Raw genomic sequence first — 10977 nt, 5'->3', positions numbered from 1 at the left:
GCTTTCACCTTTTGAAGCGTCACTTTTACTAAATCTCCCTTCTGAACTTTGGTGACATTTTATATTGCAATTTTCAAATTACAATTTTATAAGAATTTAATCTTGACAAATTCTCATAAAATCAGTATAATTGCATTAGAAATCTCAAAAAATATTTACGCTTAGAAGCCGAAGAGTAAGTATCAGAAGTTTTTGGCGAGATGAGAAAAAAGTTAGAGTGGACAATTATGAATGGAAATACAAATCGGAAGTTGCGGAGGTGCCTTATGAAACGAGAATTAGGAATTGCCCGGTGTGGTCTTGCATGCTGCTTATGCACAGAAAACGCCGATTGTAATGGATGTGGCTCAAACGGTTGTCCAGATAATGATGTTTGTGAGAATAAGAACTGTTCGATTGCAAAAGGACTGACACATTGTTATAAGTGTGACGAAAATTGCAAGAAAGGATTATTGGGCAAAATCAAACCATACGCATTTACTTTATTTGCTAAAAAATATGGAGAAGAAAAGCTCTTGGACTGTTTGGAGAGAAATGAGAAAACCGGCGTTGTGTATCATCGAAATGGCATAAACGGAGATTATGATGAGTTTGATGATGTAGAGCAGTTAATGAATTTTATCTTGACAGGTGAGAGATAACTTCCAGTTTATATAATACAATAAAATTATTATCAAAATAATAGCCACACTCTGTGCCGATTTGACAGCACGGGGTGTGGCGTTTTTTATGAGTGTTTTCTCAGCTTGTACTGACCTTACTTCTCCTCAAACATCCACTTGACTGCCTTTTCAGCATATTCGCTCCAGAAAATCGTATCGTGGCTGCCATTGCTTTCAAAATACTCGTGTGGAACATTTCTGCTTTCAAGAAATTTGTCAAGATCACGGTTGTTTTCAAGCAGAAAATCTTCCGTACCGCAGCACATAAATATATCGGGGATATTTTTGCCCTCTCGCTGAAGCTCGTCTATGAGAAATTCGGGATTGTTCCTGCTGTTCAGCACTTCAGATGTTTCGCCGAAACATTCTCTGTAATACTCATAATTCGCCACATCGTTGCCCTGCCCCTCTGACATTCCTGCGACCTCGTGAACAATAAGCGCTGAGGACAGCGCCGCGACCTTGCCAAAGGTTTCGGGATAAGCAAATGCCGTATGGAGCGCACCAAATCCGCCCATTGAAAGTCCCATAATGTATGTTTCGCCGCCGCTTTTCGCAAGTCTGAAAACACGCCTTACATAGTCCACAAGCTCCTCGCCGACGAATTTGCAGAACTGATGACCCGTTGAGCGTCCGTCCAACCAAAAAGAATTTTCGCCCGAGGGGATAACTACCGCAAAATTATACTTGTCCGAAAGATATTCAGGCACCCAGTTTTCTGCGTCGCCTGTAAAACCGTGCAGCAGAAAAAGCGTTTTCGTGCTGCTTTCCGAGTATTTCGTATCTGTCTGTCCCCAGTCCTGTCTTATGTCGCAGGGCAGGTACATTTTGAACGTGGTGTATCTGCGCAGGCAGTTTGAATAAAATCTGATGGTTAAGTTTGACATAGCTTTTACCTCCTGTTTTTTATATAATTATACTACAAAAAATCGGGTTTGTCTAAGGGTTTAAAAAAATTTACAGTCATAAAATACGGCGTATGCCCATTCAAAAGCACACGCCGTATTGCATTTTATATCATCTGTTCTTTTCATCTTGCGCACCATTCTGCGCAGTGTATCAGCAATTTTAGATATTTCTTTGCTTTTTACGATACTGCGAGGGCGAACAGCCTGCCATATCTTTGAACGTTTTGGTAAAATAGCTTTGGTCGGAATAGCCGCACAGCTCGCATATTTGCAGCATAGACAAAGTCGTTTCACGCAGCAGTTTATGAAAGCGCCGTCGCCCTATTTCAGAACGTATTCGCTGCTGTTCACAAACACACGGATACTGCCCGACTTGACATACACCGCCTCAAACTCATCGTGCCAATGTGGGTGATACGAGCTGTTTTTATAAATATCGACGTATGAGATATAATTCATTCCATTCAGCTTGTGGTCAGCTATCTCACGCAGATTAGGGTGGGGGAAGTCAAACGGGCGACACGAAAACAAGTCAGTATAAATTATAACGCCTTATTTCACGCCCTGCTTGATCTGCTAAGCTTTTTGACAAAGAGTACAGAGATAACAAGCACTGCTGGAAATACACAGCCTGCAAGCAGTCCTTTCTGAATGTCATCTCCTGCATTTTGCGAAATGTTGCCAACGATAGCAGGGCCGAGCGCTCCGCCCATATCCCCTGCCATTGCCAGCAGAGCAAACATAGCCGTGCCGCCTAATGGTATTTTTGCAGAACAGATGCTTATCGTTCCGGGCCACATTATTCCTACCGAAAAGCCGCACACTATGCAGCCGACAAGTCCCAGCAGAGGTATCTCCGACAAAGATGCTGTAATATAGCAAGCAAGACAAAGAGCCCCTGAACCTATCATAAATTTCATAAGATCGAGTTTTTCACCATATTTTCCATACAGCGAGCGGCTTATACCCATTGTAACGGCAAACATACAAGGACCCGTGATGTCGCCCATTGATTTTGAAAGCCCCAATGCTGATTCCGCAAAGGCAGATGCCCATTGCGCCATTGAAAGCTCCGACGCTCCTGCACATATCATAAGCAGAATGGAGAGCCAAAACAGCGGAACTTTAAGCAGACTGACGATGCTCAAACCCTTGCCGTCCTCTGTGGGGTGTTCGATAGGGCATACCGCAAAATTAAACACGTTGCAAAGGGGTATCACCGCCCATATACAGGACAGCACTCTCCAATTTTCTATACCGAAAAGCGAGAAAAACAACGTTGAAAGCAGTATAACTCCTACAGCACCCCAGCAGTAAAAGGAGTGCAGCAGGCTCATTGCCGCCTCTTTGTGTTCAAACGGACACGCCTCAACAATAGGACTAACAAGCACTTCCGTAAGACCGCTGCCTATGGCGTAGAGTATTGTACTGATAATTATTCCCGTAAACGGATCAGTTGTGACCTGCGGCAGAAAAGCAAGTCCGATAAGTCCGACCGCCGAAAGAAGCTGCGAACCAACAACGCATTTTCTGTAACCTATAACATCTGCAAAATGTGCGCACAAAATATCCACTATCAGCTGCGTGATAAAGAATACAGATGAGATAAGCGCTATTTTTCCCAAAGATATCATATAAGACTTATGAAACGTGAGAAACAGCAGCGGTGCAAAATTTGCAGCTATCGCCTGTGTGACAAATCCCATATAACAGGCGATCAACGTTTTTCTGTAATTCATATGAGCATCTCTTTCCTTTCTTTATTACTATTTTAACAAAGCCTTTTGCCCTTATCCAAGTCTTTTAAATACAGGCATAATGTCAAGTGGTGCAGGCACGGTCACAGTCTGACCTCCGTTGTATACTTTCTTATCGGAAAGGCTCTCCCACTTGCCCTTTGGCAGATATACGCTGCGCTCTCTTGCGCCAAGCTCAAGCACAGGGGCAACAAGATAATCGCTGCCGAACATATACTGTTCCGGAAGCTCCCAGCACTTTTCGTCGTCGGGGAACTCAAAGAACATAGTTCGGATAAGCGGAGCACCTGTTTTCGCCGTTTCCTCCATAAGTCCCGCAATGTAGTCCTTCATTGAAAGACGTATATCCAGCCACTTTTTCATGATCTCATAGGCTTCATCACCATAGCTCCACAGCTCGTTTGGGTGACCTGTATAAAGATATCCGCCGCCAAAATCACGGTCATCAAGTTTTGGAATATCCCAGTCAGGGCCACGGTTTCCGTGCATACGCAGGATAGGACAGAATACACCGTACTGATACCAGCGTATAAGAAGCTCCGTAAAATCGGGATCGTCCCAGTTGTCCGTCATAAATCCGCCAATGTCCGTCGTCCACCAAGGTATACCTGCAAGACCCATGTTCTGACCTGCAATGACCTGATCCTTAAAGGATTCAAAGTTGGACTGAATATCGCCTGTCCAAACAAGAGTTCTGTACTTTTGACTTCCTACCCAGGCAGAACGACAGAGGTTTACCGCTTCATGATCTCCCTCAGCTTCCTGTCCGTTATAGAATGCCTCAACATATTTCTTCGGGTATTCGCAGCCTACCTTTGAACCACGTCCGGTATAATAGCGGTAATTTTCAAAATCATACTTGGTGCTGTCAGGCTCGGAATTGTCCAGCCAGAAAAGGTCAATGCCCAAGTCACGGTAATTCTGCTTGCACTTGCTCCAAACAAATTCCTGCGCTTCGGGATTGAAAAAGTCTACTGTGCCGCAGTCGCCCTCATAATCATAGGTCTGCACCGAACCCACATCAGTGGTGCTTATGAGCGCCTTTTGCTCCATTTCATAATAATTTTCGCTGCGCTTATCTACTGAAGGCCAAACGGATACCATGACCTTAGTTCCCATATTGTGCAGCTCGTCCGTCATTGCCTTTACAGCCTCTTTGCTCCAGTATTTCTCATCAAATCTCCAGTCGCCCTGATATGGCCAGTGGAAAAAGTCGATAACTATAACATCCAGCTTTATGCCAAGCTCTTTGTATTTTCTTGCGACCTCAAGCACTTCGTCAGGGGTGCGGTAACGAAGTTTGCACTGCCATAGACCGAGATAATCCTTGCTCATAACAGGCGCTCTGCCCACGCATTCGGTATAATTTGTCACGATCTGTGCAGGGGTATCATCGGCTGTTATCCAGTAATCCACCATGTCGCTCTCATCGGAGATCCACTTTGTGATATTTGTTCCGAAAGCGGCTTCGCCTGTTGCAGGATTGTTCCATAGCATACCATATCCCTTGCTAGAAATCACAAAAGGAACGCTGACCTGAGAATTTCGCTGTTCAAGGGGAAGAACCGAACCTTTAAGATCAAGTATAGGCATCTGATACTGACCCATACCGTAAAGCTTTTCATCGGGGTCTGACTCAAAGCGAACAGTTATCTTAAAATCATCAGAAGCAAGACCCTTGTATTCACGAGATCTGGTCTTGTAACATATAGCCTCTTTACGAATCGAGCCATAATAGTAGCTGTAATACTCCTGCAAAATAAGCTCGTTGTCTTTATAGAAGCATATTATGCCGACGCCGTTGATAGTTGCCTTTATCTTACCGTTTACTATCTCTGCTGTTTCGCTCCCTTCGTCAATGGTCACCTTTGCGCTGTGTGCCACATTCTCGGTAAGAGCGTGTGCATTTTCGGGAAGCTTTTTAAGCAGTGTTGCCCTTACACGCAAAGCGTTTTTTCCCCAGCCCTCGATACGGATAGTTTCATTTCTGGACCGTGCGATAAGCGCGCCGTTATCTTCAATAAATCTTATCATTTTAATACCTCCTGTGGAATTTTAGTATTGACGTTCAATTAAATTTGCAGTATAATTATAACATCAAAAAGCAGAAATAGGTATAATTAAATTATCTAAAACTATGAAAATAACGTCAAGTGAGGAGCGAAAATGTCAATAGTTGATTACAGTGTACTGAAAAATGAAGATCATGGTACGGAGCCGCCTTTCAAATCTGACGAATCCGGGCTGCACGGGGAAGCTGATTTTCCAATAGCCGTTTACAACGCCGATGTTACGAATAATTTTGTGAGCTGGCATTGGCACGAGGAGCTTGAATTTGGCTTTGTGACAGAGGGCAGAGTGCTTATCGAGTGTGGAAAAAACAAGCATATACTGAACACAGGCGATATATATTTTGTAAACGCCAATACACTTCACGCATTGTTCAGATCAGGTTCGGGAACTAAAAGCGTTTTTCGCTCTGTCGTTGTACACGGTTCGATAGTCGGCGGAAGAGATAACAGCGTTTATCACCGCAAATACGTTGCGCCCATAACGGGCAGCAGCGGACTGCGTGAACTGATACTTACCCCAAAGGACAGCGGATATTCAAAAATACTGAGGCTGCTCACGAACATATGGAACACGGAAAATACAAAAATGCCCGACCACGAGCTTTATGTACGCAGCGAGCTTTCTGAACTTTTTCGCATACTTATAAGTATTTCGGAAAAGAACGTATCGGCACGCCCTGCCGCAAGCATAGTGCAGGAAGCAAGGCTTCGTGAGATACTGATTTTTATCCACGACCATTATGGCGAAAAGATCACCCTTGAAGACATGGCTGCTGCGGCATTTGTCAGCAAAAGCGAGGTGCTGAGGTGTTTTAAGAACATAACAGGACAGTCGCCGTTTGAATATCTTAAAAATTATCGTCTGCGCAATGCGGCATATATGATAAAAAACACATCTGACTCGATAAACACTATCTGTGGGCTTTGCGGCTTTGACGATCACAGCTATTTTTCAAAAGCCTTTAAAGAAGCCTACGGATGCAGTCCAAGGGAGTTTAGAAAGTAAAATATACGGTGCGATGTTTGCCAAATTATCCGTCTGTCGTATAGACAAGGTCGATTTTTTGAAGTATAATTATATAAAGATCAGTAGGTATATTATGCGCATTGTAACTGAAATAAACGATAATTGGAGATTCGCTAAGCTGGAAAACGGCAGTTTAACGCCTGCCAAAGCCATTGATCCTGCATCTGTGGATCTATCCTGGCGTAAAGATATATCTGCCGCATACATATAATTCCGAGGATTCGGCAAACAGCGCATATTACCGCGGTATAACCTGCTACCGCCGCAGACTTGCACTTTCAAAAGAATATGCAGACAAAGCACTATATTTGGAATTTGGTGCAGCCAATACCATTGCGGATGTATATGTGAACGGCATTCTTGCAGGCAGACACAAGGGCGGATATTCTGCATTTCGTGTAAATATAACAGATCTTGTTCGCTTTGATAAGGTATATTCAAACGCGCAAAACGTTGAGCTAACTATAAACGGCAAGCAAAGCGGCGTGATCTGCCGAAAAGGCCTGCCAAAAGACGCCGACACAGTTTTTGTCTGGAATAACATTTCGCTTGATCGTGAGGAAAACATCGTTGTTGTGAAAGGCGTATCCGAGGATAGAATGGCAGAATTTGACATAGCAGTATGAGACAGGTGAGGTGACGGCTTTTTATTAGGGCAATCTCGCTTGCTTTCCCAGCAGAAAAATGGTATAATAGAAATAACAAATATTTTCAAGGATGCAGGCTGCGTGAGCGTATACGTCCGTTTCGCTTGTGAATAATAGCTATAAGGAGATGGTGTTGTGCTTAGAATATTTTTTGGAAAACACCCTAAAGAAATATACAATACTGAGGTTTATTATGCAAATCAGTATGATAAAATGTGGGTCACGGAACCATTTGCAAAAAAGATCATTAAGGATATTGATGACTCAACTGTAATTGGCCCCGATCTTATAGAAAACGATATTTTTGGAAAATTCAATTCTACGGAATTGTCAGCGGGCGTTAAGACTCTTCTGCTGATATATAATCAGCCTAAAAAGATCTTCAATATTTCAAACTGCGGCGATAACTGTGCAAAGTATCTGCTTGAAATGGCTGAAAATAAGGATATTACAGTATCATTGCATCATTTGATGGACTTTGGAAAATCTTTTTCTGTGAAAATAATAAATGAAGGAAAAAGAAAAGTAATTACAGACCCAATTGAATATTTGATGCTTGCAGATAGATATTTGAGGGGTGAAGAAAATGAGGGGTAAAATAAAAATACAAATAAAAAACAGGCACATAACGTTTAATTTTACTCTTGAGAGAAATGTAACGATATTGACAGGTGACAGCGGCACCGGAAAAACGAAACTCATCAATATGGTGAGAAACTATTCCGAACTTGGTGAACAAAGCGGTGTAACTTTAAAGTGCAGTAAGCCTTGCCTTGTATTGTCAAATGCTAATTGGGAAACCATTCTTGACAATACTCACGAGAGCATTGTTTTTGTTGAAGAAAGTACGCAATTTCTATCTTCTTATGAGTTTGCAAAAGCGATTCAGGGTTCTGATAATTATTATGTTCTTGTAACAAGAGAGCCGTTGGCACAAATTCCATACAGCATAGATGCTATCAGAAAGATCCATAAAAATGGTGCAAAACCGAAGTTCGAGAAGATATATAAGAACATTTCAAAAAAGGATATATCAGCATTTCCGTATGATATTGTGATCGTTGAAGACAGCAGGTCGGGTCTTCAGTTCTTTAAGAAAGCAACTGAAAATCATGATCTCGAATGTATCAGTTCTAACGGAAAGAGCGGAATTGTAAAATTACTGGAACAGCATAAAGATCAGCGTATTCTTGTAATAGCCGACGCTGCGGCACTTGGTTCAGAAATCAAAGTGCTTATGTATTTGAGATCTGTATCAAATAATAAGATCGATCTTTTTTTGCCGGAGAGTTTTGAATGGCTTATTCTTCGCTCGGCGATTTTTGACCGTAACGATAATGTTCAAAAGATTTTGGCTGACCCGGCAGAACATATAGATTGTGAAAATTATTTCAGTTGGGAGCGTTTTTTTACTGCATTGCTGGTGGCAGAAACAAATGGCAGAACAAATCTTGAGTATCACGAGAACAAGAGCCATATCCCTTCCGGATATTTATCCGAACAAAATATATATTCTATTTTAAATGCAATGAAAAAATAGTAATAGACAAGCCATACTCTGTGCTGATTTGACAGCACGAGGTGTGGCTTGTTTTTGTGTGCGATCCAGCTTGCTTTCCGCTCGAAAAAATGATATAATAGGAATAACAAATATTTTCAAGGAGGCAGACTGTGTGGGCAGCATATATGATAACTCCGCTCAGGAGTTATCGACTCTATCGAGGGAGAAGAAGTTATGATGAGAAGAGGCATTGCTGCAGGATCGAAAGAATTTCGGTTTAAGCGTTAAGCTCGGTCTTTTTTTGATGATCTGACGTGATAATTGTTTTAACTTCATAAAAACGCAAGCAGAACGTACACAAGAAATGGCAAGCACGACATTTGTGGTTTGGATACAAATAGGCTTTCTTCGGAAGATAAGGCAAGACAAATTTATCAGTATTCCATTTTAAAAGATGTGTTGCAGTTAGAGAGGTAATAAATGATTACAATATATAAACACGGTCAGATACCAAAATCAATAGAAATTGTTAAATTGAACGACGTTTATTTTAACAAATATACTGCTCAAATGCTGGATAACAGGGCAAATAGAGTAATTGAAAAAATAGACCACGCTGAATTGACCGGGCCATATACAATTAAGTCACGCTTTGACGGGACAACACTGAACACCGATAAGCTTTCCAGTGGCTGCAAGACGGTACTGAATATAATGTACAATCCTGATAAGGTTTTTGACATCAAAGAATGTGGAGATAATGCTCTTGATATGATCTATTCTCTTGATGAAGGAAAAGTCTGTTGTGATTATCCGCTTATATCATTTGATATGACACGAGTGAACGTGTATGATAAGAGTAAGAAGAAATGCAGAGAAATAGATGATTATGAAGAACTGAAGGAGTGGTGGAGCAATGAAGATTAAACCGATCGTGATGCAAGAGATCAATACTACCCATACTTCTTTCATCGTTGATCTGCATCTTGATTACAACGTTACCTTTATCACAGGTGACTCAGGCGTTGGCAAATCCGGTAAAATCAAGGGTTTGCGAGCATTATCTTTGCAGGAACAGAAAGACCATATGAGGGAACTGCGGGGATTTTTGACTGCTCAGCCACATCACATTACCGAATTTGATGAAACACCGGTTCAGCATTTGCTTGCAAAAAGTGACTGTTTCTTCTAATTGGCCGGTTCTTACATTTTGATCAGGCGTTACGGTTGCAATTGAAAAGAGAACCACTTCAAAAAACTACTTTGCAAAATAAAAAGCAGTGGAGGATCTTTAAAAACTGCCTGGATCCCCAACAAAGAAGTGCGGCAGGAATTTCTCAATTCCATTCAGGGACAAGAGTTTCAAACGGTCAACAATGCCATTCATCGTTCCGACAAGCTGCTGCAATTGACAGTTTGAAATGGTGGAAATCTGAAAAGCTTTTTTTAGGTGGCTTTTCAATTTAACATTGGCTTATTTTCAGATGCTCGGCTATCCTGAACCTTCCAATGGTTTTGGCTTTTCAAAACGGTTTTTAGGTATGAGTTTCAATGATTTCTATCGCAAGACAAGAAAAGAAATATGATATGAATGCACTTGTACAGAAATGTTCAGGTGCATTTTGTCTACGGTCGATAAACAATGAATCTCTTAATCTACCAATGCCTTTATATCAGTATTGATGCAGATCGCCTGTGATCTGATCTGATCTGGACAAAAAGTCTCGCCGTAATTCAAGCAAGCGTACACAGCTTTCGGATTCTTCGCCGTCATCTGCCAAAACGGATACTTAATAATTGCAGGCGTATTATATCCCACACCGAGTTCCAGAAATAATATATGCAGATTTTCGTGTCTGCGGAGAAATTCCTCATACCGTTCTGCAGCACGATACCAGCCATCGTCTTGTACAAAAGTATTATCTGAATGCAAATTCATTGTCATAGGCTTACCACATTTAGGACAATGTGGAACTAATTCTGTTGGAATACGCATATCTTCCTGAAATTCCAGCATATTCTTCACATATTCTTCATTATTATAAGTTTCCTGACAGCATGGTTCTGAACATTGAAAAAGTCCATAATCGCCTTGTGTGTAGAAAAGCCTGTGCTTGTCAAAACCTGCTTTCTGAAACTGGTGGTCTACATTGGTTGTCAGCACAAAATAATCTTTGTCTTTCACAAGCTCAAAAAGTTTCTTGTAAGTACCGTTGTCAATGTCCATATAGCGGTTGATATAAATGTATCTCGACCATTACGCCCAGTGTTCCTCCAAAGTTTCAAAGGGGTAAAATCCGCCTGAATACATATCCTCGAAACCGTATGTATTGTCACCCCCAAATAGTACAGAAATTATTTAGCCGAATGGGAAGCTTTGAATTGAACAGGAGAGAGATAACC

At 41.6% G+C, this 10977-nt stretch carries 13 protein-coding genes and 1 pseudogene; 8 read left to right on the top strand and 6 right to left on the bottom strand.

What is annotated here, in order from left to right; all coding sequences use genetic code 11:
- Window positions 1–266 precede the first annotated feature (266 nt).
- The gene (locus Q0E19_RS11365) at window positions 267–641 is read left to right on the top strand and encodes a DUF3795 domain-containing protein (RefSeq protein WP_294409643.1); all 375 of its coding nucleotides are present in this window, start codon (window positions 267–269) and stop codon (window positions 639–641) included.
- A 116-nt stretch (window positions 642–757) separates the two neighbouring features.
- Here the strand turns inward: Q0E19_RS11365 and Q0E19_RS11360 are convergent, their stop codons facing one another.
- The 5 genes from Q0E19_RS11360 to Q0E19_RS11340 all read right to left on the bottom strand — a co-directional run bounded on the left by Q0E19_RS11360 (window position 758) and on the right by Q0E19_RS11340 (window position 5361).
- Window positions 758–1549 carry an alpha/beta fold hydrolase gene (locus Q0E19_RS11360; RefSeq protein ID WP_294409642.1) on the bottom strand — a complete coding sequence of 264 codons (792 nt, stop codon included), beginning with the start codon at window positions 1547–1549 and terminating at the stop codon, window positions 758–760.
- 181 nt (window positions 1550–1730) lie between these two features.
- Entirely contained in the window at window positions 1731–1871 is a 141-nt protein-coding gene (locus Q0E19_RS11355) for a helix-turn-helix domain-containing protein (protein WP_294409644.1), read from the bottom strand.
- A 20-nt stretch (window positions 1872–1891) separates the two neighbouring features.
- Window positions 1892–2029 carry a cupin domain-containing protein gene (locus Q0E19_RS11350; RefSeq protein WP_294409641.1) on the bottom strand — a complete coding sequence of 46 codons (138 nt, stop codon included), beginning with the start codon at window positions 2027–2029 and terminating at the stop codon, window positions 1892–1894.
- Between the two features lie 98 nt (window positions 2030–2127).
- A complete protein-coding gene (locus Q0E19_RS11345) occupies window positions 2128–3309 on the bottom strand; it encodes an MFS transporter (protein WP_294409640.1) in 1182 nt (393 codons plus the stop codon).
- 51 nt (window positions 3310–3360) lie between these two features.
- On the bottom strand, window positions 3361–5361 hold the full coding sequence (locus Q0E19_RS11340) for a TIM-barrel domain-containing protein (RefSeq protein WP_294409639.1): 2001 nt from the start codon (window positions 5359–5361) through the stop codon (window positions 3361–3363).
- A gap of 132 nt (window positions 5362–5493) precedes the next feature.
- Here Q0E19_RS11340 and Q0E19_RS11335 point away from each other — a divergent pair, with 132 nt between their 5' ends.
- From Q0E19_RS11335 to Q0E19_RS11305, 7 genes are all read left to right on the top strand, one after another.
- The gene (locus Q0E19_RS11335) at window positions 5494–6405 is read left to right on the top strand and encodes an AraC family transcriptional regulator (RefSeq protein ID WP_294409638.1); all 912 of its coding nucleotides are present in this window, start codon (window positions 5494–5496) and stop codon (window positions 6403–6405) included.
- Window positions 6406–6578: 173 nt separating this feature from the next.
- Entirely contained in the window at window positions 6579–7052 is a 474-nt protein-coding gene (locus Q0E19_RS11330) for a sugar-binding domain-containing protein (protein WP_294409637.1), read from the top strand.
- 156 nt (window positions 7053–7208) lie between these two features.
- Window positions 7209–7670 (top strand): DUF4869 domain-containing protein, encoded by a 462-nt coding sequence (locus tag Q0E19_RS11325; protein WP_118054358.1) that lies wholly within the window; start codon window positions 7209–7211, stop codon window positions 7668–7670.
- Window positions 7660–8613, top strand: coding sequence for a hypothetical protein (locus Q0E19_RS11320; RefSeq protein ID WP_294409636.1), 954 nt, complete (start codon window positions 7660–7662; stop codon window positions 8611–8613). The genes Q0E19_RS11325 and Q0E19_RS11320 overlap by 11 nt, the downstream gene beginning before the upstream one ends.
- Window positions 8614–9054: 441 nt before the next feature.
- Window positions 9055–9501 carry a DUF4869 domain-containing protein gene (locus Q0E19_RS11315; protein ID WP_294409635.1) on the top strand — a complete coding sequence of 149 codons (447 nt, stop codon included), beginning with the start codon at window positions 9055–9057 and terminating at the stop codon, window positions 9499–9501.
- Window positions 9491–9766: a hypothetical protein gene (locus Q0E19_RS11310; protein WP_294409634.1), complete on the top strand. Its 276-nt coding sequence runs from the start codon at window positions 9491–9493 to the stop codon at window positions 9764–9766. The genes Q0E19_RS11315 and Q0E19_RS11310 overlap by 11 nt, the downstream gene beginning before the upstream one ends.
- Before the next feature lie 41 nt (window positions 9767–9807).
- Window positions 9808–10041, top strand: a complete 234-nt coding sequence (locus Q0E19_RS11305) for a hypothetical protein (RefSeq protein WP_294409633.1) — start codon at window positions 9808–9810, stop codon at window positions 10039–10041.
- A 184-nt stretch (window positions 10042–10225) separates the two neighbouring features.
- Here Q0E19_RS11305 and Q0E19_RS11300 read toward each other — a convergent pair.
- Window positions 10226–10900 (bottom strand): annotated as a pseudogene (locus Q0E19_RS11300) (Sir2 silent information regulator family NAD-dependent deacetylase); the annotation flags it as partial.
- Window positions 10901–10977 lie beyond the last annotated feature (77 nt).

It is taken from the genome of uncultured Ruminococcus sp. (genome assembly GCF_934476685.1).
Lineage (GTDB): Bacteria > Bacillota > Clostridia > Oscillospirales > Ruminococcaceae > Hominimerdicola.
The sequence above is the reverse complement of the archived record's forward strand: the minus strand, read 5'-3'. Positions and strand labels throughout refer to the sequence as shown.

What these genes read in the sequence shown, in the direction of transcription:
- Q0E19_RS11365 (WP_294409643.1), top strand. Translation starts at nt 267, where the DNA reads ATGAAACGAGAATTAGGAATTGCCCGGTGTGGTCTTGCATGCTGCTTA.
- Q0E19_RS11360 (WP_294409642.1), bottom strand. Translation starts at nt 1,549, where the DNA reads ATGTCAAACTTAACCATCAGATTTTATTCAAACTGCCTGCGCAGATAC.
- Q0E19_RS11350 (WP_294409641.1), bottom strand. Translation starts at nt 2,029, where the DNA reads ATGAATTATATCTCATACGTCGATATTTATAAAAACAGCTCGTATCAC.
- Q0E19_RS11345 (WP_294409640.1), bottom strand. Translation starts at nt 3,309, where the DNA reads ATGAATTACAGAAAAACGTTGATCGCCTGTTATATGGGATTTGTCACA.
- Q0E19_RS11340 (WP_294409639.1), bottom strand. Translation starts at nt 5,361, where the DNA reads ATGATAAGATTTATTGAAGATAACGGCGCGCTTATCGCACGGTCCAGA.
- Q0E19_RS11335 (WP_294409638.1), top strand. Translation starts at nt 5,494, where the DNA reads ATGTCAATAGTTGATTACAGTGTACTGAAAAATGAAGATCATGGTACG.
- Q0E19_RS11320 (WP_294409636.1), top strand. Translation starts at nt 7,660, where the DNA reads ATGAGGGGTAAAATAAAAATACAAATAAAAAACAGGCACATAACGTTT.
- Q0E19_RS11315 (WP_294409635.1), top strand. Translation starts at nt 9,055, where the DNA reads ATGATTACAATATATAAACACGGTCAGATACCAAAATCAATAGAAATT.
- Q0E19_RS11310 (WP_294409634.1), top strand. Translation starts at nt 9,491, where the DNA reads ATGAAGATTAAACCGATCGTGATGCAAGAGATCAATACTACCCATACT.